Here is a 25,470-nt window from a genome sequence, read left to right on the forward strand (position 1 = left end):
CAAATAATATTACTTATTATACATTTCTAAAAATCTCTTAAATTTATTTTCTTTTTTGATTCCATAATTATCAGCGTTTAAATAACTAAATTTAATAAAAATTGTTTGCATAATCCTATCTAAAATAATAGCTATTACAACAACTGCCAATCCCGATATTAAACCTTCTCCAAAATTCAATCTCTCAACAGAATATATTACAGTCCTACCTAATCCTGATGATCCAACCATTGCTGCAATAACTATCATAGATATTGCCATCATTATTGATTGATTAATTCCCTCTATTATACTTTGAAGAGCCAAGGGTAACTGAATCTGAAAAAGAATACGAAAATTACTACTTCCAAAAGATTTTGCAGCTTCAATTACCTCCCCCGGTACCTGAACAATTCCTAACCTTGTATATCTAATAACCGGGGGCATTGCAAAAATTATTGTAGAAAAAATAGCAGAAGATGTCCCCATACCAAAAAAAGGTATAGCTGGTATTAAATAAATAAATGGGGGCATTGCTTGCATTAAATCAAGCATAGGCTTTAAAAACACATAAAATTTAGAATAATATCCACCTAAAATACCTATTGGAATTCCTAAAATTACGGAAAATAATACAGACACAAAAATAATTGATAAAGTATCCATTGAAACTTCCCATAGATTAAAATATAAAATAAAACAAAATCCCAACATAATCAATAAAGCTAACCTTTTCTTTAAAAATAAAACACTGAAAACACAAATGATAACAATAAAAAGAATAGGATTAATAAAAAGAAATAAAATTTTTAAATTTTCATAAAACAAAAGAACAAACCTTGAAAATCCTATACCATTTGAATCTGCAAAATTGTCAACCAAAAAGTTAAAAAATTTATCTATATTAGATACTACAAAATCTCTACTCACAAATAACTACCTTGACAACAACCCAGTAATTTCCCCTAAATCAATATAACCAATAATACTATCTCTATTATCTGTTATTACCAAATAATTTAATTTATTTAAATACTGAACAACACTTTTTATCTCATCATCTATCCTTAGATTTAAAGCAACAATATTACTATATTTTCTTTTATTAATCTTATTGTACAAGCTAAACTTACTACCTTCTTTTTTAATAATAACATTAATTCTATCAGAATCTTCACTAATAGCAAAATCCATTTTAATAATATCCTTAATCTTTAAAATGCTTAAAACAGGAAGATTTTTAATAAAATCAGCTATAAAATCTGTACTAGGATTTGCCAATATTTCCAAAGGTTTTCCTACTTGAATAATCTTTCCATCTTTCATAAAAACAATTCTATTGCCCAATTTAAAGGCCTCAATTAAATCATGCGTAATAAATACAACCGTCTTTTTCAATTTATCTACCAATCTTAAAAGCTCATCCTGCATTTCTCCACGAATTAAAGGATCAAGAGCTGAGAAAGCCTCATCCATTAAAAGTATATCCGGATTAACCACCAAAGCTCTTGCTATGCCAACTCTCTGCTTCATTCCACCTGAAAGTTCATTTATATATTTATATTGAGCATCCTCAAGCCCTACAAGCCTTAAAACATCAAGAGCTTTCTGTATTCTAATTTTTTTACAAATACCTTTAACTTCAAGTCCATAAGTGACATTTCTTAAAACATTCATATGTGGGAAAAGTCCAAAACTTTGAAATACCATAGCAAATCTATCTTTTCTTAAAGCAGAAAGATCTTTTTGATTAATATCATTCATCTCAATATTATCAATCAAAATAGATCCAGAATCTATTTTATATATACCATTTAAACATCTAACAAAAGTAGACTTACCACAGCCTGACATTCCCATAATAACTAAAATCTCATTTTCATAAACATCAAGACTAATATTAGCATTTGCAATAAAGACTGCAGATTCTTTATAAATTTCTGCCCTATCTTTTCCGGATTCATAACTATTTATTGCTTTAACTATTTGCTTTTTGCTATTATTATAAGAAAATGTTTTATAAAGGTTTTTAACTCTAACGCTAGCCTTATACAAAGTGCACTCCTAATGAAAATATTGTAATTAAGCATATCAATATTAATTATACTAAAACATCAATATTTTCCCTGTTACAAGCAAAAAAGAAAGGGTCTATTAAAGACCCTTTCTTTCTTGAAGAATCAAATTTATCTAAGAAGTGACAACACATACTGAGGAACTTGATTTGCTTGTGCAATCATTGCCATAGCAGATTGCGTTAAAATACTATTAGTTGTAGATGAAACAATTTCATCAGTCATTGTAGCATCTTTAATTTGAGCATAAGATGCTTTCAAGTTTTCAATAGAATATTCAGTACTATTTTTAATAGATTCAAGTCTATTTTGAAAAGCACCAAGATTTGCTCTCTGATCACTTATCATCCTAATAGCATTTTCAATTTTTGCAAGTGACATATTAGCATCAACAGTGGTTGTAACATTAACTGGAGAATTAACTCCCCCTTGAGCTGGAGCTGCTGCTACTGTTGGTTCCTGTGCACCATCTTGCTGCTGAGTCCCCGCTTGAGCTGGTGATTCTGCTATCTGTGCACTCTCACCGGCAAAAAGGTTAGGAACATTAGCTGAATAAATATTAACAGCAATAGCTTCATCTTGGTTTGCACCCACATGCACTCTCAATGTCCATGAAGCTTGCGCTCCTGATAGCGATGCTGGTGTATTAATTTTTGCAGGTTGCATCCCAAGTTCTTCAGCTGTTCTTACATTTTGAGCAGAAGACTTGTTGGATAACATGTGCATCTGATTATACTGAGATTGATCAGCAATTCTATTAATTTCATCTGTTAATTGTTCAATTTCAATCTGAATAGAACCTCTGTCTGCATCTGAATATGTACCATTGCCAGCTTGAACTGCAAGCTCTTTCATTCTTACCAACACTTTTTCTACTTCATTTAAGTTACCTTCAGTTGTCTGAACAAAATTTATAGCCTTTGAAGTATTCCTAGATGCTTGAGACAATCCTCTAATTTGAGCATTAATCTTACCAGCAACACCCATACCAGCAGCATCGTCAGAAGCACGATTGATTCTATACCCACTAGATAGTTTTTCCTGAGTCTTGCTAAGATTAGTAGCATTAATGCCATTATTTCTTGAAGCATTAATAGCTGAAGTGTTATGATTTATGATCATATGTTATTCCTCCATGATTAAATTCTATAATTTTGGCAAATCCCTTTGCCTTCTAAAAAAGGATATCACAAAAACAATAAAAAAATAAACATAACATAAATTAAATTAAATTCATTACTTATTTTGTCTCTGTAAATCAAAAGATTTAAGAATATCTTCTTGCTCCTTCATTCTCTTTACAGTAAAATCTAAAGTATTAAGCTCTCCTTCTACCTTTCTCTCTCGTTCCTCATATTTTTTCTTATAGTCCTCAACCACATTCTTCTGATTAGGAATCTTAAGATCATAACTCCTTATTTTATTATAAATAAAACCCCCAGAACTTACTAAAGGAAAAAGATAATCTCCAAGTATCTTAGCAAGACCATCATCATAAATACGATCTTCATTAAGATCAAAAGCAAAAAGTTCTCTTACTGAGCTAATATTGTTTTGTATTATTTCATTAAACTTTTTTTCATCAAGTTGCAAATAACGAGAAAGACCACCTGAAGAAGATATGGAATTAGTAAATACTCCTATTTGACTTATTATTGAAAAATTAGGATCACTAGTCCTATAATTACTAAATATAATTGACTCTAATCTTGCCTTAAGATTCTTTAATGCAAATTCTGATTTAAGAGTCCCCAAATTCTTGTAAGCCTCTTCTTTACTCTCCTCACTTAAATAAGTCAATTCCTCCAGTACATCTGACTTTTTACCCTCTGTATTATCCTCATTTGAACTTACAATATTAATCTCAGCAAGTACTTCATTATAGGCCACAAGAAAATCTAACAAAAGTTTTTTAATTCCTTCATAATCAGGTTCAACCTGAGCAATAATAATTTCTTCCGATGGTTTCTTTAAATTTAATGTAACATTAGGGATCAAATCATTAATAGTATTTGAATCACGCTCAATATCAATTCCATCAAATCTTAGCTTTGCATTCTCAGCAAAGCTTTTTGCATTTATTGGTAAATAACCATTTCTGCTTCTTGGATCAAAGATCTCAATATTACGAATAGTGAATACCTTGTTATTAACTTTATTTTCAATATTTATTTCTTTTAAATCTAAAAGTGCCCCAATTTCAACCTCAATTTTTTCAAATTCACTTGAAACATTTACTGGAGGTAATTCCAAAGATCCCGAATTACTGTGTATTTTTACCATATTCATTTGAATATATTTTTTTTCCCTTAAAGGAGGTTTATGATCAGGTCCAAGATTAATTATACTATCTTCCCCCTCAACCTTAGCATCTTCAAATGTAGCCTCTCCAGGGTTAAAAATAATTTCATTTAAAATCCCTTCATCATCTGTGTCGTGATATTTAATATCAAATTTAATTTTACTTCCACTGCTAATCTCAATATTTTCTGGAATATTTATTGAAATTTCTGATAAAGGTTCCAATATGATATTATTCTTATTAAGAGAAATGTTATTGCTGCTATTTCGTTGACTATTAACAATTTCTGTAAGATTTGGAGTAAAATTTGTTTCAAGTTCACTCAAAATGCCTATTTGTCTAGCAAGCCTTAAAGCTTCATCTTTTATAATAAGTTTATTAGATTCACCTTCTTTTAAAGATTGTAAAATCAATCTACTATTTCCAGCATTATCGCTTTTGATAACTTTTGCAGTTAAAAATCCCTTACCGCGATTATTAAGATCATTCACAAGAGATTCAATATCTCCATTATTCTTAAACTTAATCTCTTTAGAGCCTACTAAAAATGTATAATCTCCTACAGGGATAGCAATTTCTTTCTGTTTAAAATTTGCAGATAAAAAAACATCCGAATTGGCTACTTGATTAACATTAATCCTATAAGTTTCATTCTTAGCTCCATAACGAGCAGACACAGAAAGCACATTATTATTACTAGACTTTCCTGACATGTGATTAAAAGGACTATTAATAGATGTAATTTGTTTTGCAAGTGAATTTAAAGTAGAAACTTTCCTATTAATCACTTGCCAAGCGTTTCTTTCTTGTTCTAACTGCTCAAGTTTCTTCAACGATGTATCTATTTTAGCTTTATCTACTTTAAGCATTGATTCGCGTATTTCTTTAGTATTATACTTATTATCTACGCCTGGAACAAAAAACCCAGAAGACACGAAATACCCCCCTGTACTAAAAGTTTAACACAGAAGACATAAAAAAATTAATAATAAAGCTTATCTAAAAAGCTAACAAAATTGTTAATATATAAAAATGAAAAATATATCAAGAAAATAAAAACTTTAAAAACACCCCTTGATTATAGTAAAATTTAAGTTCGTAGGAGAGTAAATATGCCAAATTTATGTTTATTCAACTCAAAATCCGTACTGACAGGAAATGATAAAATAGAAAATTCAGCTGTCCTTATTAAAAAAGGTAAAATTTTTGATATAGTAACATCCGACAGACTTGAAAAAATTGATCTAAAAGAATATGAAATGATTGATATTAAGGGAAACTATATAACACCAGGTTTTTATGATAACCACATACACGGTTTTTATGGATATGGAACTGATCAATGTTCAACAGAATCAATAATTAAAATGTCACATCATTTAGCAGACTACGGAGTAGTCGGTTTCTTGCCAACACTTTATCCCCGTCCAATTGATGAAATGATTGCGATTATCAAAGCATGCACAGACGCTATAGGTAAAGAAAAAGGTGCTAAGATCCTAGGACTTCATCTTGAAGGGCCATTTTTCTCCCCTGAAAAAAAAGGTGTTCATCCTATCTCTTACCTTCAAGAGCCAAGTATAGATATTATGAAAAAATTTATAGACGCAGCCGGAGGTACTTTCACAGATTCTTTTGGAAGGAAAAGAACAAATATTGCTACAATGACAGTTGCACCTGAACTTAAAGGCATGAGAGAACTTGCAATGTTTTGTATGGAAAACAATATAACACTCCAAGCAGGACACACCAATGCAAAATACGAAAATATGATTGAGGCTTTTCAAGTAGGCATACTTCATACAACTCACTTCTTCAATGCAATGTCAAAACTTGATCATAGAAATCCAAATGCAATAGGAGCAGTATTAATCCATGGAGATGTATCTTGCGAAATTATTGCTGATGGATACCATATCCATCCAAAACTTGTATTAATGCTCAGAAAACTTAAAGACATAAGCAAATTAATTCTTGTAACTGACGGCCTAACTCCAACACTACAGCAAACAGGAAAATTAATCGCTAATGGAGAAGAGGTCTACCTTAAGAATGATGGTTTATTTCACACAGTAGAAAATGATACAATAGCAGGCTCATCTCTTACAATGATACAAGGTATTAAAAATTTAGTAGAATTTGGATATAGTTTAAGCGACGCTATCCAAGCAAGTTCATATAACCCAACAAGAATAATTAATCTTGAAAAAAAAGCATTAATATGCCATGACTACGATGCAAATATAAATGTACTTGATAAAGACTTAAACTTGAAATTAACTATGATAGAATCAAAAATAATTTTTAATAAGCTTTGATTTTAATCGCAAAAACAAGGAGATAAATATAAATGAGATTAATCATTAGACCCGACTATAAAAGCATTTCAAAATGGGCAGCCAACCATGTAGCAATGAGAATAAAAGAATTTTCACCAACAAAAAAAAAACCATTCGTTTTAGGACTTCCAACAGGCAGTTCTCCTATTGGAATGTATAAAAATCTAATTGAAATGAATAAAATTGGAAAAATTTCATTCAAAGATGTGGTTACATTTAATATGGATGAGTATGTAGGACTAGATAAAACCCATCCTGAAAGCTACCATTCATTTATGTGGAATAATTTTTTCTCACATATAGATATAAAAAATGAAAATGTACATATTCTAAATGGAAATGCTAATAATCTTTACAAAGAATGCGAAAACTATGAAGAAAAAATTAAATCCTATGGTGGAATTATGCTGTTTGTGGGAGGAATTGGGCCTGACGGACATATTGCTTTTAATGAACCAGGATCGTCTCTTAAATCAAGGACGAGAGTCAAAACATTAACTAAAGATACAATTATTGCAAATTCAAGATTTTTTGACAACGATATTAATAAAGTTCCCAAAAGTGCCTTAACAGTAGGAGTAGGTACAATTATGGACTCAAAAGAATTGCTAATTATTGTAAATGGACATAATAAGGCAAGAGCATTAAAACACGCCATTGAAAGCGGAATTAACCACATGTGGACAATTAGTGCATTACAACTGCATAAAAAAGCAATTATTGTATCAGATGAAGCTGCAACATACGAACTTAAAGTTGGTACAGTAAAATACTTCAATGATATTGAAAAAGAAAACTTTAACAACGAAATATAAGGCTAATCAATTTAAACCAACAATAAAAACTAAACTAGGCTTTATAATAATTCATGTGTGCCTTAGTTTATTAGTTTAAAATCTTTTAATAAAATTATTCTATCGCTTCATTATACACCATTGAAACCTCTTCCCAATTTAAAGCCTTAAAGAACGAATCAAGATAATCTGATCTTCTATTTTGATATTTAAGATAATAAGCATGCTCCCAGACATCAATACCCAAAATAGGCTTATATCCTTCCATCAAAGGACTGTCTTGGTTTGCTTTTGTTATTATTTGTAATTCTCTTTTTGCATGAAGAACTAACCATGCCCAACCACTCCCAAATATCTTCATAGATGCTTCCTTTAAAGCCATCTTAAGTTTGTCAAGATCTCCAAAAGCAGTATTAATATGTTCTTCAAAATTTTCCAAAATATTATCTTTATCTCCTGGTCTCAAAATTCTAAAATACATAACATGATTAGCATAACCACCCCCGTTATTTCTTATTGTCGTTTGCAATTCCTGAGGAAAACTCTGGATATTTTTTAATACACTTTCAATACCACCTTTAGAATAATTTATTTCTGTCTTCTCAAGGGCAGAATTTAAATTTACCGTGTATGCATTATGATGCTTGCTATGATGAATTTCCATTGTTTTAGCATCAATATATGGCTCTAAAGCACCATAATCATAACCAAGCTCTGGCAACTTAAACATAAAATCCTCCTATTTTTAACCTTTTCCATGACAATTCTTATACTTTTTGCCACTTCCACAGTGACAAGGCTCATTTCTACCAATCTTTGGGCTACTTCTAACTATTTGTACTCCTCTATGATTATCTCCTTCTCCAGAAACTAAATCTGCAAATTTTTTATGAGTAGCGCTTATTTTTTTAAGGGGCTTATTTTTATAACTACTAGAATCAATATCAACTTTCATCTGTAAAGTTCGTCTCAAAGTCTCAACTTTAATATCTTTAACAAGCTCACTAAAAATTAAAAATCCCTCTTCCTTGTATTCAGTAATAGGATTTTTGTTAGCATAAGATCTAAGATAAACAGATTCTCTTAAAGAATCAAGATTTGCAAGATGTTCCTGAAATTTAAAATCAATATTCCTTAAATATTCATACCTTAAAAATTCATTCAAAAGCTCGGGGCCAACTAAATCTTCCTTTTCATCCAAATTGGCTTTTGCAATTTTTATTAATTTTTCTTTTAAATCTAAAATACCAATGCCCTCAACAGATCCAATATTCTCCATCATGTAGGCAAAAATTGAATTTACTTCACTTAATACAGCACCCGTAACAATATCACCTTTCCCCTTATCATCAAACAAAAAATCAAGGTATTCCCTTAAACAAAGAAGAAGGCGTTCCTTAATATTATCATCAGCAAGAATTGAATCTCTTTGAGCATAAATGAACTCCCTATGTTTTGTTATAACATCATCATATTCCAGAAGATGTTTTCTAATTTCAAAATTCCTATCTTCTACCCTCTTTTGCGCATTGACTAAGGACCTAGTTAGTAAAGAATGTGCAATAGGTTCTCCTGTAGCCATCCCAAGCTTCCCCATTAATGATCTCAAACTATCGCCTGCAAAAAGACGCATTAAATCATCCTCAAGAGATACATAAAACCTTGAGCGTCCCGGATCTCCTTGCCTTCCACTTCTTCCTCTAAGTTGATTATCTATTCTTCTTGATTCATGTCTTTCACTACCAATAACATAAAGCCCACCAAGTTCCTTCACTTCTTCATAATCCTTAATATATATTTCCCTTTCTTCGCGAACAGCCCTTTGAAATTCCTCAAGACTTTCTTCTGTTCCAATCTTTTTACGAACTCTATGCTCAAGGTTACCTCCAAGTTTAATGTCAGTACCCCTGCCTGCCATATTAGTAGCAATTGTAACAGAATGTTTTGCGCCAGCTTCAGCAATAATTAAAGCTTCACGGGAATGATTCTTTGCATTAAGAACCTCATGCCTAATTCCCTTATTTTTAAACATGTTTGACAAAATTTCAGATTTTTCAATAGAAACAGTACCAATAAGAACAGGTTGTCCCTTCTTATAAGCTTCATAAACTTCATCAGTAATTGCATTAAACTTAAATTCTTCAGTATAATAAATAACGTCATCCTCATCTATTCGGGACACCAGTCTATTTGTAGGAACAACTACAACATCAAGGTTATATATTCTATGAAATTCTTTAGCTTCTGTATCAGCAGTACCTGTCATCCCAGAAATCTTCTTAAACATTCTAAACAAATTCTGAAATGTAATTGTTGCCATAGTTTTATTTTCACTAGCAACCCTAACTCCCTCTTTAGCTTCAATAGCCTGATGTAATCCATCAGAATATCTTCGTCCTGTTAAAATACGACCCGTAAACTCATCAACAATCTCAACTCCAGATTTTCCAACAATATATTCTCTGTCTTTTAAAAAAAGCAAATGAGCTTTTAAGGCTTGGGTCATATAGTGAACATAATTAAAATTAGAATCAACATACATAGATCCCTTAATTATTCCTTTTGAAACCAAAATTTTCTCAAGATTATTTAATCCATTTACCGTGAAAGATATTCTCTTGCTTTTTTCATCAATAGTATAATCTCCATCAAATTCATCAATTTCTAAAGGATAGTCCCCTGTTTTTGGATCTTTAGAACATTCCTTTAAAAGAGGCACTAAAGAGTTAACTTCAAGATAAGCTTTAGTGTCTCCTTCAGTAGAACCTGAAATAATTAAAGGAGTTCTAGCTTCATCAATTAAAATAGAATCAATTTCATCAATGATACAATAATTAAAATTTCTTAAAGATTTCTGTGCTAAATCAAAACGCATATTATCTCTTAAATAATCAAACCCAAGTTCATTATTTGTAACATAAGTAATATCTTTGCGATATTCCAATTTCCTTCTGTCATAATCCATTTTAGAAAGTACAACACCAACACTAACTCCCAAAAGATCAAAAACTGGTTTCATCCAATTTGAATCACGCTCAGCAAGATAATCATTAACAGTAACAATAATAACACCATCACCCGTTAAACTATTAAGATATGCAGCCTGCACAGAAGACAGGGTTTTACCCTCACCCGTCTTCATCTCTATTATTTTCCCCTGATGAAGCGCAAGTCCTGAAATAATTTGAACATCATAAGGTCTCTCTTTGAGACGTCTCCTAGCAGCTTCTCTAGAGAGCGCAAAAGCTCTTTCTAGTATATTTTCTAAAGTTTTACCCTCATTAAGTTCATTTTTAAATTTCTGTGTTTCGCTACTAAAGTCTTCGTCTGACAAAGAAAGTGCCCAAGATTCAAGCTTATTAATATTTCTTAAAGCAGGAAGATAATTTTTCAAATCTCTCTTAATTTTTGAACCAAAGGCTGTTTCAAATATCGCTTTTAACATATTAGGTATCAATTCTCCTAAACAATTGACTTTTAACCATTTAAAATAATAACATCTAAAACATGAGAAAGTTTTATAAAATTTACATACCAAGTTTATTTTTTATAATTATATCATGTAACCATAAAACTTTAAATGAACTAGGAGAAAAGCAATTCAAGATACCATTTGGAACATTGCCTGGAGAAATTACACCACTTGAAAACAAATTTAACAATTCAAGTTTTGATATTAAAACATATAACGGACTTGTATACATTGTAGAAGCAAAAGCAAACAAATTAATGATTTTTAATTCTTATGGAAAATTAATTCAAGCTTACCAAAATGGAATATTTAAAACAAATCATGACCTTAAAATCAAAGAAATAGACTTTGAAGGCATTCAAGCCATCTATCCGTCAAAAGATTTTATTATAGTGTCAGACAAACTTGACTACAGAAAGGCTAAGTTTGACAAAAAGGAAAATATTGCATACTTTACTAAAATATTTATTTTAAATAAAGACTTATCTGTAGAAGTTTTAGGACAAGAAGGAAAAAATGGAACACCATTTCCACAAGTTTACGACATAAATATTGATGATGGAAATCATATAGCAATAATAACTATATATAGCGAAGGGTATATCATATATTCTTATGATAATAATTTATTGCCTCTTTATAAGATTTACGTTAATAAATATATGCTAAAAATACCTGAAGAAGAAACCAAAAAATATAATATATCAATAGATAAAGTATTTTTTGAAGTAAATAAAAAAATTATTTATGTCAAGACAACCTACTATGAAAACATTGGAACCAATGAAAATATCAATGATCTTGGCGTAAGAATTAAAAATCAATATCTCCACAAAATAAGTTTAAATAATAATAAAGAATTTGAAATAAAAGACAAAATTATTTTACCCAAAAATCTATTAGACGATCAACAGGAAAGTTTTATAAACATTATTGGAATTCAAAAAGATAGAATAATAGCATCTACTAACATAAAAAACCTGCTCAATACTTTAATATGGAACTTGGATATCAACGGACAAATTAAAGAACAAATGATTTTAATTGAACCTACAAACCTTACATTTCTTGCCGAAAGTCTATCTAAAGATGGAATACTTAGCATACTTTACGGAGAAAAAAGTGGAGTAAGTGTTTATTGGTGGAATTTAAACACACTACTTAAACTATGATACTCATACTTAATAAGTAATCCATGAAAAACAAAAATTGCAAAACAAAAAAACAAAGAAAATATAAACAAACATTAACAAAACGTTTAATTATAGGGATGATCTTTGTTGTAATACTATTTGTTATAAAAATATATATTAATTCTAAAATTTATAAAATCTAAGCTAAACTAACTACAAACCTATAGTAATAATAAAATACGAAAAAATGAATAAAATTTATATTTGAAAATCAATACTCAAAGAAAAAAACAAGGAGCTAGAAAATCTAGCTTAAAAACATAATTAGATAATAAGATCACTGAAAATAACATGATCACGTAGACAATATTAGCTATACATTATATACTAATGTTGCATATAGAAGTGAAATTTTACTGAGTGTAATCTTAATAAATTAACAAGAAGATAAGGCTTGCTTTAGTAAAACAATAGATTTTGGAGGGTTAGAAATGTTACAAGTGTATTTTATATCAGTCTTGCTTAATATATTGGGAGGTATAGTGTTAACATTCCCAATTTTAAGAGAAAAATTTAAGTTCTCCATTTTATTCGAAGAATTCGTAAATTTAATTAATAATAACAAAAATATAAGAAGCATTTTTGGGACAGTATTTTTAATAGCTAGCATTTTTGAAATAATTACACCCTATAGTTTGCCTATAATTGGGAATTTACTTCCTGCCATTAGCTTATTTTTTATAGGGTTTATCTTTTTCTTAAGCCAAAAGATTCCAACAAATATTCAAAACAATAAAGAATATGAAAAATTTAAATCTTTACTTGAAAAAAATAAGAAATTAATAGGAATATTTTCAATAATTATTGGAACAATTCATTTTTTTGCAGCAAAAGTACCTTTACTATAAAAAAATATACTAGTTCTATTTAAATTTCTAAAAAAATAACTAAAACGTGCAATAATAATACTAAAATGATGTTATTATTAGATAAGTTTAAATCATAATATTCTTATAAAAGAAGGAGAATGTGGCAATTTACTAATTCAATTTCCATCAAACATGCTTAAAGCATTGATTAAAGAATATTCATAAAAAGGGGAGAAAAATATTATGTTAAACAAAATAAATATAAAATTCCTTATACTTCCCATGCTATTTTTATTAATAATAGGATGTGCCTTTTTCAGAAAACATCAGAAAGTTAAATTAAGTGGAGAAGTTGGAATACAAATAGGGAACAATAAACTAGAATTCATCGATGGAGAAAAATACATAGAAAAATTACCTGTAATAAATAAAAGTGCAATTGTTACCTGGAAAAAAACAAAAACAATGCCAATTCTTGATAAACAAGGAAAACAAATTTCCAATCTTAGGGAAAAGATGGGCTATTCTTATGTAGTTTCTCCTATTAAGATGAATGAAGAATTAAGCGATACTGTATCTCTTTTAATTCTTATTGAAACAACTCAAAAAGGTGACCTAGAATACATAGTTGAAAATTTAAAACTAAAAACAGCAGGTGATAACCTAGTAATTAAAAACTCCAAATTACTCCCACCTGAGCCATCAGGGGAAAAAGGCTATGTAACATCCTATCCCTTTGGAAAACTAATAAGCGATGAAGTTAGATTGGCCTTTGACCATACATATATAAATGGAGAATGGAACTATATGATTGCTGAACTAACTTTAAAAAATAAAAAGAGTCAAAAATTAGAAATATATGAAATATCCTTAAACTCAAAATTTGTACATGATCTATTAAAAGAAGTAGCAAGATTGCATCCAAAAATTAAAGAAATAGCTTTTGATTTATTCGATATCAAAACAATGTGAAAGGCGGATTATTTTGATATCCAAACTAGCATCGGTAATAAAAATTCTAATTGATAAAGTTTTCTATCCATAAAACTATTTTATTACTATTATTCAAATCAATTACAAATTAAACCATAACTTTAAGCTGATAATTCCAGATATTTTATTTCTTAAAAAAAGACCACGAATTCTTACAAAAAATAAAATCACAATAAGGTTATCCTATCTATAAAATCTCTTTATTATGATATAATTAGATAAATTTATCTTCTTGTATTCTAAACAAAAATTACTTAAAAAGGACATAAATAAGAATTAAATGCCAAAAAAATCAATTTTATCTCTTCTCTTTATAGGATTAAGTCAATTTATGTTTGCAACAGATAAAATAGATCTATTCCAAAATAATAAAAATATTGTAAAAGAAAATATAAAAGTAGATGTTAAAACATTACAAAAAAGTCTCTTTTTCGCAACAGCTGAAGTCGCAGTTAGCATGCCCTATATGGAATTAACAGATCCTAAAGGTCAAAAAATAAAAGAACTTAAAGGAATAACTTATTCATTTGTCAATGCTTTTGTCATTATTGGTTCAGCAGCTACTATTTCATTTGATTTGTCAAGTGAAGCTTCTCAAAAATATGAAATAACCCAATTAAAATTTTTAACTCCTGATAATGGAAACTTTATATATTACTTAAATAGCATAGCAACTGGAAAACAAAATTCACAAAAAGAAGGCTGCACAGATGCATATTCTTTTGGAGTAATAAGAACTAGCACACTTGCTAAAACAATTGCTGGATATTACAAGCATCCACATTGGTACTATATTATTTCAAGAATAACAGTAAAAAATAAAAAAAATGGATTAGAAAAAAAATATAAAATAAGAATCAATCCTAAGATATATAACGACTTTCAAAAAGAATTAAGATTAGTTTATAAAAAGAAAAACTTTAAATACTTCCCAATACCAGTAGAATAAATAAAATTAAAGCATAAATGAAAATTTTATTTTAAGATAAATATTAATATATAATATTAAAAATGAATAGAAATAAAGAAATAATAATAAACTTAAAAAATTTAGAGTATAATTTAATGTCAATCAAGAGACATATTAAAAGTAGAGAAATAATAGCAACTCTTAAAGCTGATGCTTATGGACATGGGCTTATTGAAATATTTAACTTTTTAAAAGAAAAGGGAATAAATTACTTTGGGCTTTTTTGGATAGATGATGCATTAAAACTTAAAAAAATTGACAAAAACGCAAAAATATTACTCTATATCAATACAGATGAAAGCGAAGTAAAAAATCTGGTCAAGTTCAACATTACACCCTTTATTGCTGATTCTCAATACCTATCATTAATAGAAAAAGAATGCTTAAGGCAAGGTAAAAAAATCAAGGTCCATTTAAAAGTTGATGTTGGAATGAATAGATATGGCATTAATATAGAAAATGCTTTAGCCTTAGCTAAGAAAATTCAGGATTCAAAATCCATAGAATTAGAAGGAGTTTGTACTCATCTACCTACAACAGAAAACATAAAAATCACCAAAGAACAAACAGAAAAGTTTATATGTTTAATAAACAAACTTAATCAAAACAACATAACCCCCAAATTTATTCATGTATCCAACTCAGAACACACAGAAAATTACACAATATGTGAAAAATTTAACATGGTAAGACCCGGACTTATTCTATACGGATACCACTCAAATCCAAAGAGATCAAAAAATAATTTACATTTAAAGCCTGTATTAAGTTTATATTCAAAAGTTATCTTTCTCAAAAAGATAAGTAAAGGAGAAACAGTATCGTATTCTGGTCTATTTATCGCAAAAGAAAACATACAAATTGGACTTGTACCTGTTGGATATTTCGATGGTATTCCGCAAAATACATCTAACAATTTTTATTTTCTAATAAAAGATAGAAAATGTCCCATTAGAGGAAAAGTATGCATGAATATAACAATAATTGAAATACCTAAAGATTTAAAAATCAATATAGGAGAAAAAGTAGAAATAGTTTCTGAAAAATTAACTTTAGATGAACTTAGCAAAGCATCTGGCATGAGCAATTATGAAATAATCTGTTCAATTGGAAAACATGAAAACAAAAAATATTTATATTGAATTACCCAAAGAATCAAATTTTTGAAAATTAATCAAATTCCCCTTACTATCATAAATCCATTTAAAAATAGAAATGCCCCCAATATCATCTCTTAACCTTAAGTCTGGACCATGATTTGTTTTCTTAGCAATCTTTCCAAATTTATTGTACTCATATTTATACATACTAACTCCATAAATATCATCTTGTAATTGACCCAAATTTCCAAAATTCTTCTGACTAATAAGCCTATTTTGCTTATCATACTCATAAGCATATTCAAAAACAGAACTAAGATCTGCAACCAAAACTCCATTCTTAGAGTAATTACTCTTAAAGGTCATGTTTCCATTTATATCATAAGCAAATTTATATTTAAAAACACCATGAATATTTTCTATAGGATTATCAAAATCTCCATAATGTTCTTGGGTTATAAGAAGCCCATTTTCATTATAAGAATATTTATAAATCATAACACCATTTATATCACTTACCAAATTAAAATTTTTATCAAAAAAAAGGTTTTCAATTAAACAAAAGTTACTATCATACTTATAACTATAGACTGCAACACCCCTAAAATTATCAATTATTTCATATTTTTCTTCATAATTAGCAGGAACATCACTATTATAATTTTTATTTATTTTATTGCTATAATTTATTACCCTTTTTTCATTATTTTGTATATAAAAAATTGTTTTTTTCATAGCATAACCATTTTGACTAACAGTCAAGTTATTATTAGGATTATAATTATATTCTTTATGAAAATAATCCTTTTCCTTTAAATTATATTCATATCTATATATTGCTACATTATTCTCATCAGGAGTCAGATTATGTTTAAGATCATAATTTAAAATTTCAATAATCTTACCCTCAACATCATAACGATATGTCTTTATTGCAACAGAAAAAGGATTCGCATACAAATAAGATTCCTGGTCTAAGTATTCTTCTTTTACAATATTATATTCGCTATCATAAGTTAATCTAAATCCATATATTCCATTTTTAGCTTTTATATTAAAGTTATTATCATCATAATATAAAACTGTTTTTGTATGAATAGCTTCATCATAAAAAATCCTAGTATAATGAACATCATTTAAATCTTTAATTTGAAACCCAGACTCACTAAACCTATAAACATCAAAACTATTATTATCATGATAAACAAAATAATAATAGGAAACTCCATATTTATCACTTATAATTTCATTAGATTTATTATAATTAAAAATATTCTTAATTCTGCCTCCTGGAAGATATTCTATTTGCTCAATATAAACATCCTTTGAATTCCGAGCAGCATAGCCTCTATTTAAAAATAAACGCCTTTCTATATTCTTAAAATATTCTATTTTAACCTGATTTACACAAAAAAAAGAAGGTATTAAAATATTGAGCTTACCAATATAATCTACAAATATAAGCCTATCTTCATCATTATAAATAAACTTATATCCACATTCTTCTTCTGCTTCTTCTTTACTTATCTTATATTTCCCTTTTATTTTATAATCAATATCATAATCAACAAATCTATAGTAAACTTCTTTTGAAAAAAGATTATAAGTCATAAAAAATATTATAAAAAACATAATTATTCCTTGATAAATTAACCTTATTCTGATAGATTTATTATACAATAAATTAATGTTATGATTAGGAGTTTAAGATGGCAAAGCTTTCCAAGAATGCTCAAAGAAGTGGAACTAAAGAATTATTAAGTAGATGGGGCGGAAAAATCATAATGAAGTCTAAATTTGAAAATGGGAAGATAAGACACTATGCTGAATGTCAAACTTCAAAGAATATAGCAAGAAAGCCTAAAGATTTATTTTAAGTTATTTTTATTAAGTCTATCCTCAAATTTTGACCAAGCTTCATCTTGCTCTGTTTTACTATAGTCTTTATTTGTTTCTTTAGGAGTTAAGTTCCCTTTATCTTTTTTCAAGTAAGAATTCCTAACCTGTTCTTTTTTGTCTTCTCTTTGTTTCCGTCTCTTACTCAATTGCCTTTGCATTCTTTCATTTGGATCAAAAAGACCTGTACCTCTACTCTTAACCACCGATCCCGATTTAATATCTAGTCTAGACAAAGCTTCTTTATAGCTTTGATGCTTCCCTGTTAAGAAAAGAAAAATCTTTTTTAACAAACCTAAATCCTTATATGCAGAATTTAAAATACTAAACAAATCAATTTTATAAATCCTATAAAGTGGTAAAAATTCATTACTATTCTTAAAGTATTTAGCTGCCTCTGCTTTTATTATCTCTTTAAGATGCGCCTGTATATTTTGTGTTTTAGAAACTCTCCTATAATGAGAAACAATAAAATCAAGAAATGAAACTTTATTTTTTAAACAATAATCATTAATATCATAATTAGAAATAAACTCTCTTAAAGTCTTATCAAGTCCTTCTTCAGTAAAAATAGAAGAAGAATTTTTTCCATTTTTAAGAATCTTAAACAATTCATTCCTTAATTCATCTTTAACATCAATTAAAATTCGATCGAATTCTTTTAAAAACATAGAATAAACTCTTGACTTATATAAATAAATACCAGGTTTAATGCTAAATACTTTAGGTAAAATATCCTTAATCTTGGACTCAAAAAAATATTCATTGGAAACTTTTAAAAAATACTCAGGATCAGACAACTCTTCAGAATGCTCCTTAAGAATCTTTCTAAATTCTTCTATGTTAATAAACCCAGGCTTAAACTCCATTGTTTTTTCAATTGATTTTAAAGTTTCGTCTATTTTAATACTCTCTACAGTCTTAAGCTCTTCTAAATTTTTTTCATTAAAGATATAAATATTTAATATTTCTAAGAAAGTAAAGTAATTTTTAGAAATATTAACTCCCTTCTTATTTAAAATTTCATCTTTACTTTCTAAGATTCCCAAAAGAAGATTATAAACAACCCCAGACCCACTTACACTATCTTCCAAAATTCGATCATACTCACTAAGTTTCAAATTTTTAGTCTTAACAAAAATATCTTTAACCATACTATTAGAAGCAATGCTAAATAAAATTTTCTTCATAAATTCAATAAAGTATAAAGCTTTTCCTGATGGAATTATTAAAGAATTTAAAACAAAAATCTTGTTTAATGAAGCATTTTCTTGAAAGTATCTTAAATTAATATCTGAATTAGAAATAATAACAAATTTTTCCTGGAAAACTAACAAACTCGTATCTATATTCTTAACTGTAAGTAAATTACTAAAAAGTTCTATTCCCAAATAATGTTTTAAAAATAAATCCTCAATAGCATAATAATAAAAATCATAGCTCCCTTCGTCTGTTATAATAATCCGATAAGGTAAAAATTCCCCGTCCGATGTTACTCTATTAATAATAATTCCTCTCCTAACTTCATAAAGCTTACGAAATAAAAAATCAAGCTCTCCTTTAAGGCTACGAATCTTAACAGAATAATCCTCTATAAATCCAGCATAATCTATAACATTTTGTTTATGCTCAATAATAATTCTTAAAATCATCTTCTGCATATCTGAAGATATTCCTATCTGAGATATTAAAATATCCAAATCTTTATCATTGAGATAGAAAATTTCTGGCAATTTTTTCATTTTATACTTTCAATCTCCTCATACGAAAAAAAATAATAGCATACAAACATAACATTAATAAAATAACTAAGTACAGTAAGTACAGTCACCTACAAACAAAAATATATTATATAAAGCATATAAAAGCAAAAAAAGAATAGAAGGACCCCTACTAAAAACTCCTTTAAATTTAACTATTAACAACAAAATTAAAGATACAGAAAACATTATAATAAAGTCAAAAAAATAAATATCATTCATCAATACTGGTCTTACCAAACTACTACTAGATAAAATCAATCCAATATTAAATATATTACTCCCAATAATATTTCCAATAGCAATTTCTGTTTCTTTTTTAACCACAGAAAATAAAGAAACTGCAATTTCTGGTATACTAGTTCCAAAAGCTACAAGAATAATCCCAATAACTTTCTCACTAACATTAAAAACATTGTGCGCAATATAGACTGAGCTATCCACTAATAATTTTGAACCCAAATACAAAAAATAAATACCTAAAAATAATGCAAACGCATTTAAAAATAAAAATTTGATACCATAATCACAATTAGCTTCTTTTATCTCTTTTGAAACAAGATTGTATTTCTTTTCTTCTCTATAAAATAAAATTAGATAAAATAAAAAGAAAATTAAAATTATTAATGAACTTATCTTATAATAAGGCATTCTAAAAAATTCTAAATAATTTATATCAAAAGAAAGCACTAAAAGGAGAAACATTAAAAAAAATAAAATTATAAAAGAAAGCTTAAGTCTTTTAAATTCTGTTTCAATACTCAAAAAGATTCCCGTCAAAGGAAGTGCAAGTAACATATTAATAATATTACTTCCAATAACATTAGAAACAATAATTTCATTCTTACCTTTAAAAGATGCTACTAAACTTGTAAAAAGCTCTGGTGCACTCGTTGAGAATGATACTATAGTAACGCCAATTAAAAGATGAGGAATTTTAAAATAAGTGGCAATACTTACAGAACTTCTTAAAAGATATTCTCCACCAAAATACAATAAAAATATACTAAATACTACATAAAAAAAATGAACGTATTCCAAAACAATCTCCTTTTAAATTATATCAATTAGGCAAAAATTCACTTAAATTATTCTTAACCATATAATAAACGTTAGATGCATTCCAAAGGCTAAATCCATTGCCTAAGGATTCCTTAATCCCTCTTAACTGATTAGAAAAATATCCTAAATATATTTCTTTACTCACATATCGTTCTTGTCCAAGCAAAAAAGCTTGAACATAAGGCCTAATTACAGCTTTATTAAAAGAAAACACAGCAGCCCTATTGCTACCTTCCTTATAAATCTTATAGGCACGAGTAGTGTAATACAATTCATCATTTAAGAAATCATTAGTATAGTGAGAAGGATAAAACATTGGAGAAATAACATCAACATAATCTGAAATCATAGAAATATTTTGTCCAATACTATTTGTAATAAACCATCCATTATTTCCATAAATGTCAATAGAAATAGGAATAGAAATATTTTCCCTAGCCATAATTAAAAAAGATTCAATAGCATCAATTGCTCTCATATTATACTTACTAAATCTTGAAGATATAAGAGAAATAGGCCCATCTGTTGGAAATCTAATATAATCAAACTGAATTTCATTAATTCCAAGAGACTGAATTTCTTTTGCAATAGATATATTATACTCCCATGTATCTTTTAAGAATAAATCTACCCAATGCTCCTTTTGAATATATTTATAAGAATCACCATCATCAATCCTTATTATATTTGCCCAAGGTTGATTATTTGCCTTATCCCAAAGAGCATACTCAAAATTATTGTAAGAATAAAGTTTTTTATCTTTAAATACAACAATTCTAGCAATAACATATATGCCAAAGTCTCTCGCCTTCTTTAAGATATAGGGTACATCTATTAAATTTTTAACTGCCTTTATCTTATTTGGCATGACTAGTTCACTTGAATAAGTCAGCATGCCAGTATCATCTTTAAAATCAATTATAACAGCATTCATACCTAAATTTCTTATAAATTCAAATCTAGCATCAACAGCAGATTTATCTTTGAGAGTATAGGCCGTTAAATAAATAGCGCCTTTATTAGAAGCAAGGGTCATCCTATTTGATTTTGCAAAAGAATCGCCCATATAAATAGAAAATTGACTATCAAAAGTCCATTTACCATCAGAATAAGAATAAAAATAGTTATCATAAGTTCTAACTAACAATTTTTCTTTTTTTGAATGAGATAAATCAATAATTCGAACTATCTGCTTCTTAAAAGGAAACTCTATTTTTTTAACAATCCCTAAAGCAACATTAATTAAGATGATATCTCCATAAATTCCATAGGAGCAATACAATTCACCTTGATTATTTCTAGAAAATTCTATTGCACTTATAATATCATAATAACCAGCGCCTAAATAGGTTTTAGGAATTAAATAATTCAAGCTTTTAAAATTCAAATTACCATTCACACTCAAATAAATTCCGCTATTAGAAGTTCCAATAGCAATATGCTTATTTTCTCCTTGAGATAATGCACTTGATGTAATATAAGAATTTTTATTAAACTTATCTCTTCCAAATAATTTTATAAAGCTCTTAAAATAATTATGAGAAAAATAAACAGAATCACTTGTTGTTAAAAGAGCATTTGATGAATAAAAGTCCTCATAAACCGAGGTTATTCTTTTAGGAACAGGCTTTGTAAAAGGATATATCCATCTAGTCTCAAGCCCTTTTGGATCAACCTTAAATACTGTATTATTGTGTTTCTTGTACAATGCACCTTCATGTACAAAAAATAAATCATTATTCTTAAAATACTCAGTCTCTTCTAACGAATATAAATGAAAGAACAATAAAAAATAAATTAGGTAAAAAAATATCCTATGTATATTAAACTTCATACAAATAACATACAACCTTTCTTAAAACAAGAATCGCTTAAAATAAATACTATTTTAACAAATAATTAAATTTGTTACTAAATTCTCCCATAAAGTTTTGTAATATCACTTATCTTTTTGCTTAAATTATCTGTCAAATCACTATTAAGCATCTTAAAAGTCCAACTATTAAAAACTGTACCAGGTATATTCATCCTAAATTCACCCTCCAAGTCAAGATAATCCTGCATTGGGATTATTACACTATCTGATACACTAGCCATAGCACCTCTTATCATATCCCAAACAACAGAATCTTCATCGGTATTAAAATAATCAAAAATATATCTCTTATGTTTATCATCAAGAGAACTAATAAATTCACGAGTAGTGTTATTATCATAAATGCCTGTATATACAATACAATTCCTTATGTAATTATGAGGAAGATATGGATTTTTAGCATCAAAATCAAATGCAAATTGCATTACTTTCATTCCTGGAAAATTAAAATAATCTCTCAATTTAAATGTATCTTCAAATCCCGATCCTAGATCCTCTACCCAAATTCTCAAATTATTAATTTTACTTAAAAGATGTTTCAAAAAATCCTTTCCAGGACACCTAACCCAATGTCCCTTAATAGCGTTAGTCTCTCTCGCATCTACTTCCCAAGTCGATACAAATCCTCTAAAATGATCAATTTTGACAATATCTACATATTTCTGTAAAAAATCAATACGATTAATCCACCACTCATAGCTATCTTTTTTTAAAGCCTTCCAGTTGTAAGCTGTATTACCCCAAAGCTGTCCTTCCCTATACAAATAATCAGGTGGAGCACCTGTTACCTTATCTTTACTTGCATCAAACTTTAACTTAAAATACTTCTGATGTGCCCAAACATCAGCAGAATCATAAGAAACAAAAATAGGAATATCTCCTATTATGCTAACCCCAGCAGAATTAGCATACCTCTTTAAATCTTTAAACTGTGAAAAAAAGAAATATTGTAATACTTGTTGTACTTTAATATCAACATCAAGCACTTCCCTAAGCTTAGCTAAAGCCCTATTATCTCTTTTAAGAATTTCTCTACTAAATAAAACATTAAAAGCCTCTAAAGATTCTGATCTAGAATAATAATTTTTAAAAACAACAAAGCTTGAAAAATCTAAAAGCCAATAAGAAGCAGACTTTCTAAATTTTTCAAACTTTTTTATCTCATCTTCACTTGCTCTATGCAAAAAGTTTAAAGCAGCTTCTTTTAAAACAGTGTTTTTAACACTTATAACCTTATTATAATCAATACATCTATTTTCCAAGCATTCAAGAGTAGCTAAATCTATATCAATAAATCTACTAATAGCCTCTAAATCAATATAATTAATATTGCCTGCAAAGGCGGAACAACTTGAATAAGGCGACGAACCTACAAAATCTGTAGGGAAATAAGGCAATATTTGCCAATAAGCTTGATATGAAGCGGCCAGAAAATCTACAAATCTATATGCCCCTTTTCCTAAATCCCCAATTCCATACTTAGATGGCAAAGAACTAATACTTAGTAAAATTCCACTTTTTCTCATAATTTTATAACCTCAAAAATAATTTAATTTAATTAAACCAATAAAACTAATGTCTATATATAATTATTATAAACAAAATATAATAACATTAAAGCTTTATTAAAAAGATTTAATGAAATATTTTAACAATAAAATATTTTCTCAATTGTGGTATAATTTCTTAAATGAATTTTAAAATTATTACCCTATTATTTTTAATAAAGCATATAACCTTTGCATTTGAAATACTAGAATTCAAATATGTTAAAGGAACCAAATTTAGAATAGAAAGCACGGACAATCAAGAAATTTATCTAAACGGAAAACTTCATGCAAAAACTAAAACCAATATCCAAGTTTCAAGCGAAGTAAAAGACATAAAAGATAACTTTGCAGATATTAGATCTTATTTTAGGGTACTCAAGAGAGATAATGAGAGTGATGTCTTTCTTCTTAAGGAAGAATTTGAAGGAAACTTTAGCATAAATAAACAAGGTGAATATAAAATAAGCAATAATCAAAAAAGACCCTCTGTTAGAGGAATCCCAAGATTCCCAAAAAGATCTTTAAGAATAAATGAAAATTGGACATATCCAGCAGAAGAATACATTCAAGCATCTACAATCTCAAGCGAAATAAAAGATTTTATTGTAAAGTTTAATGTAAATTATGTGTATAAGGGTAAAGAAAAAATAAAAGGGAAAAATTACGATATAATTCACTCAAATTATGAATCTAGATATAATATAAAAAACATTTCATTCTCTCAAAAAGTTAAACAAATAATTTACTTTGATTCAAAAGCAGGAAATACATATAAATACAATGATACATACTTGTTTGAAATGAAAAATGATAAAAATAATATCAAAATGATTGGTAACTCATCTGGAGAAACAATCTCCATTGAATTGCAAAATGATAAATCAATAGAGAATGAAGTAAAAGAATATGTTAAAGAAAAACAAATAGACTCTATTGATATAAAGAAAAATGAAAAAGGAGTTAACCTAAGCTTAGATATTGAATTTCACCCCGACTCTTTCCAAATAATGAAAAAAGAATATAAAAAACTAAATCATATAGCTAAGCTATTAGAAAAATTCAAAGATAACAATATCCTAATAGAAGGACATACAGCAAAATTTGGAACAGAAAAAGAAATGCAAGAATTATCAGAAAAACGAGCTCATTCAATTGGAAACTATTTATTAAAAATGAAAGTAAAAAACAAAAATCAAATATTTTTCAAAGGATGGGGTGCTAAAAAACCTAAGTATGAAAGCTCATCTCCGTTAGCATCAAAAAATCGAAGAGTAGAAATTACCATTCTAAATAATTAAAT

At 28.0% G+C, this 25,470-nt stretch carries 20 protein-coding genes; 9 read left to right on the forward strand and 11 right to left on the reverse strand.

What is annotated here, in order from left to right; translation table 11 throughout:
• Positions 1-9: 9 nt before the first annotated feature.
• The 4 genes from F0310_RS00685 to fliD form a co-directional block, all read right to left on the reverse strand.
• Entirely contained in the window at positions 10-909 is a 900-nt protein-coding gene (locus F0310_RS00685) for an ABC transporter permease (protein ID WP_182117056.1), read from the reverse strand.
• 6 nt (positions 910-915) lie between these two features.
• Complete coding sequence (locus F0310_RS00690; RefSeq protein WP_182117057.1) at positions 916-2,034, reverse strand: ATP-binding cassette domain-containing protein; 1,119 nt, start codon at positions 2,032-2,034, stop codon at positions 916-918.
• A gap of 131 nt (positions 2,035-2,165) precedes the next feature.
• Complete coding sequence (locus F0310_RS00695) at positions 2,166-3,176, reverse strand: flagellin N-terminal helical domain-containing protein (protein WP_182117058.1); 1,011 nt, start codon at positions 3,174-3,176, stop codon at positions 2,166-2,168.
• A 114-nt stretch (positions 3,177-3,290) separates the two neighbouring features.
• The gene (gene fliD, locus F0310_RS00700; RefSeq protein ID WP_182117059.1) at positions 3,291-5,291 is read right to left on the reverse strand and encodes a flagellar filament capping protein FliD; all 2,001 of its coding nucleotides are present in this window, start codon (positions 5,289-5,291) and stop codon (positions 3,291-3,293) included.
• A 177-nt stretch (positions 5,292-5,468) separates the two neighbouring features.
• Here fliD and nagA point away from each other — a divergent pair, with 177 nt between their 5' ends.
• Together nagA and nagB are read left to right on the forward strand one after the other, a co-directional pair.
• The gene (gene nagA, locus F0310_RS00705; RefSeq protein ID WP_182117060.1) at positions 5,469-6,674 is read left to right on the forward strand and encodes an N-acetylglucosamine-6-phosphate deacetylase; all 1,206 of its coding nucleotides are present in this window, start codon (positions 5,469-5,471) and stop codon (positions 6,672-6,674) included.
• A gap of 32 nt (positions 6,675-6,706) precedes the next feature.
• The gene (gene nagB, locus F0310_RS00710) at positions 6,707-7,510 is read left to right on the forward strand and encodes a glucosamine-6-phosphate deaminase (protein ID WP_182117061.1); all 804 of its coding nucleotides are present in this window, start codon (positions 6,707-6,709) and stop codon (positions 7,508-7,510) included.
• A 94-nt stretch (positions 7,511-7,604) separates the two neighbouring features.
• Here the strand turns inward: nagB and F0310_RS00715 are convergent, their stop codons facing one another.
• Both F0310_RS00715 and secA read right to left on the reverse strand, forming a co-directional pair.
• On the reverse strand, positions 7,605-8,219 hold the full coding sequence (locus F0310_RS00715; protein WP_182117062.1) for a superoxide dismutase: 615 nt from the start codon (positions 8,217-8,219) through the stop codon (positions 7,605-7,607).
• A 15-nt stretch (positions 8,220-8,234) separates the two neighbouring features.
• Complete coding sequence (gene secA, locus F0310_RS00720) at positions 8,235-10,934, reverse strand: preprotein translocase subunit SecA (protein WP_182117063.1); 2,700 nt, start codon at positions 10,932-10,934, stop codon at positions 8,235-8,237.
• Between the two features lie 62 nt (positions 10,935-10,996).
• Here secA and F0310_RS00725 point away from each other — a divergent pair, with 62 nt between their 5' ends.
• The 5 genes from F0310_RS00725 to alr all read left to right on the forward strand — a co-directional run bounded on the left by F0310_RS00725 (position 10,997) and on the right by alr (position 16,068).
• Complete coding sequence (locus tag F0310_RS00725) at positions 10,997-12,133, forward strand: LIC_12708 family protein (RefSeq protein WP_182117064.1); 1,137 nt, start codon at positions 10,997-10,999, stop codon at positions 12,131-12,133.
• A 452-nt stretch (positions 12,134-12,585) separates the two neighbouring features.
• Positions 12,586-13,002, forward strand: a complete 417-nt coding sequence (locus F0310_RS00730) for a hypothetical protein (RefSeq protein ID WP_182117065.1) — start codon at positions 12,586-12,588, stop codon at positions 13,000-13,002.
• A 204-nt stretch (positions 13,003-13,206) separates the two neighbouring features.
• Positions 13,207-13,935: a S2/P23 family protein gene (locus F0310_RS00735; protein ID WP_182117066.1), complete on the forward strand. Its 729-nt coding sequence runs from the start codon at positions 13,207-13,209 to the stop codon at positions 13,933-13,935.
• 301 nt (positions 13,936-14,236) lie between these two features.
• Positions 14,237-14,905 carry a BB0158 famile outer surface lipoprotein gene (locus F0310_RS00740; RefSeq protein ID WP_182117067.1) on the forward strand — a complete coding sequence of 223 codons (669 nt, stop codon included), beginning with the start codon at positions 14,237-14,239 and terminating at the stop codon, positions 14,903-14,905.
• A 62-nt stretch (positions 14,906-14,967) separates the two neighbouring features.
• Positions 14,968-16,068 (forward strand): alanine racemase, encoded by a 1,101-nt coding sequence (gene alr, locus F0310_RS00745; protein ID WP_182117068.1) that lies wholly within the window; start codon positions 14,968-14,970, stop codon positions 16,066-16,068.
• Here alr and F0310_RS00750 read toward each other — a convergent pair.
• Positions 16,060-17,658 carry a hypothetical protein gene (locus F0310_RS00750; RefSeq protein ID WP_182117069.1) on the reverse strand — a complete coding sequence of 533 codons (1,599 nt, stop codon included), beginning with the start codon at positions 17,656-17,658 and terminating at the stop codon, positions 16,060-16,062. The two genes, alr and F0310_RS00750, sit on opposite strands and share 9 nt — an antisense overlap.
• Positions 17,659-17,735: 77 nt before the next feature.
• Between F0310_RS00750 and F0310_RS00755 the strand changes: the two genes are divergently transcribed.
• A complete protein-coding gene (locus F0310_RS00755; RefSeq protein WP_182117070.1) occupies positions 17,736-17,903 on the forward strand; it encodes a hypothetical protein in 168 nt (55 codons plus the stop codon).
• On the opposite strand, the gene F0310_RS00760 is transcribed toward F0310_RS00755, so the two are convergent.
• From F0310_RS00760 to malQ, 4 genes are all read right to left on the reverse strand, one after another.
• Positions 17,895-19,664, reverse strand: coding sequence for a hypothetical protein (locus F0310_RS00760; protein ID WP_182117071.1), 1,770 nt, complete (start codon positions 19,662-19,664; stop codon positions 17,895-17,897). The two genes, F0310_RS00755 and F0310_RS00760, sit on opposite strands and share 9 nt — an antisense overlap.
• 66 nt (positions 19,665-19,730) lie before the next feature.
• Positions 19,731-20,723: a calcium/sodium antiporter gene (locus F0310_RS00765; protein ID WP_182117072.1), complete on the reverse strand. Its 993-nt coding sequence runs from the start codon at positions 20,721-20,723 to the stop codon at positions 19,731-19,733.
• A gap of 22 nt (positions 20,724-20,745) precedes the next feature.
• Positions 20,746-22,584, reverse strand: a complete 1,839-nt coding sequence (locus F0310_RS00770; protein ID WP_476577984.1) for a putative glycoside hydrolase — start codon at positions 22,582-22,584, stop codon at positions 20,746-20,748.
• Positions 22,585-22,655: 71 nt separating this feature from the next.
• Positions 22,656-24,146 (reverse strand): 4-alpha-glucanotransferase, encoded by a 1,491-nt coding sequence (gene malQ / locus F0310_RS00775; protein WP_182117074.1) that lies wholly within the window; start codon positions 24,144-24,146, stop codon positions 22,656-22,658.
• Between the two features lie 164 nt (positions 24,147-24,310).
• On the opposite strand from malQ, the gene F0310_RS00780 reads away from it, so the two are divergent.
• On the forward strand, positions 24,311-25,468 hold the full coding sequence (locus F0310_RS00780; protein WP_182117075.1) for an OmpA family protein: 1,158 nt from the start codon (positions 24,311-24,313) through the stop codon (positions 25,466-25,468).
• Positions 25,469-25,470 lie beyond the last annotated feature (2 nt).

Source organism: Borrelia sp. A-FGy1 (assembly GCF_014084025.1).
Classification (GTDB): domain Bacteria; phylum Spirochaetota; class Spirochaetia; order Borreliales; family Borreliaceae; genus Borrelia.

Bases quoted from the DNA above. Each gene is read 5' to 3' on its own strand.
- F0310_RS00695 (WP_182117058.1), bottom strand. From the start codon at position 3,176: ATGATCATAAATCATAACACTTCAGCTATTAATGCTTCAAGAAATAAT.
- malQ (WP_182117074.1), bottom strand. From the start codon at position 24,146: ATGAGAAAAAGTGGAATTTTACTAAGTATTAGTTCTTTGCCATCTAAG.
- F0310_RS00755 (WP_182117070.1), top strand. From the start codon at position 17,736: ATGGCAAAGCTTTCCAAGAATGCTCAAAGAAGTGGAACTAAAGAATTA.
- nagA (WP_182117060.1), top strand. From the start codon at position 5,469: ATGCCAAATTTATGTTTATTCAACTCAAAATCCGTACTGACAGGAAAT.
- F0310_RS00715 (WP_182117062.1), bottom strand. From the start codon at position 8,219: ATGTTTAAGTTGCCAGAGCTTGGTTATGATTATGGTGCTTTAGAGCCA.
- F0310_RS00735 (WP_182117066.1), top strand. From the start codon at position 13,207: ATGTTAAACAAAATAAATATAAAATTCCTTATACTTCCCATGCTATTT.
- nagB (WP_182117061.1), top strand. From the start codon at position 6,707: ATGAGATTAATCATTAGACCCGACTATAAAAGCATTTCAAAATGGGCA.
- F0310_RS00750 (WP_182117069.1), bottom strand. From the start codon at position 17,658: ATGTTTTTTATAATATTTTTTATGACTTATAATCTTTTTTCAAAAGAA.
- F0310_RS00780 (WP_182117075.1), top strand. From the start codon at position 24,311: ATGAATTTTAAAATTATTACCCTATTATTTTTAATAAAGCATATAACC.
- alr (WP_182117068.1), top strand. From the start codon at position 14,968: ATGAATAGAAATAAAGAAATAATAATAAACTTAAAAAATTTAGAGTAT.
- F0310_RS00730 (WP_182117065.1), top strand. From the start codon at position 12,586: ATGTTACAAGTGTATTTTATATCAGTCTTGCTTAATATATTGGGAGGT.
- F0310_RS00740 (WP_182117067.1), top strand. From the start codon at position 14,237: ATGCCAAAAAAATCAATTTTATCTCTTCTCTTTATAGGATTAAGTCAA.
- secA (WP_182117063.1), bottom strand. From the start codon at position 10,934: ATGTTAAAAGCGATATTTGAAACAGCCTTTGGTTCAAAAATTAAGAGA.
- F0310_RS00760 (WP_182117071.1), bottom strand. From the start codon at position 19,664: ATGAAAAAATTGCCAGAAATTTTCTATCTCAATGATAAAGATTTGGAT.
- F0310_RS00725 (WP_182117064.1), top strand. From the start codon at position 10,997: ATGAGAAAGTTTTATAAAATTTACATACCAAGTTTATTTTTTATAATT.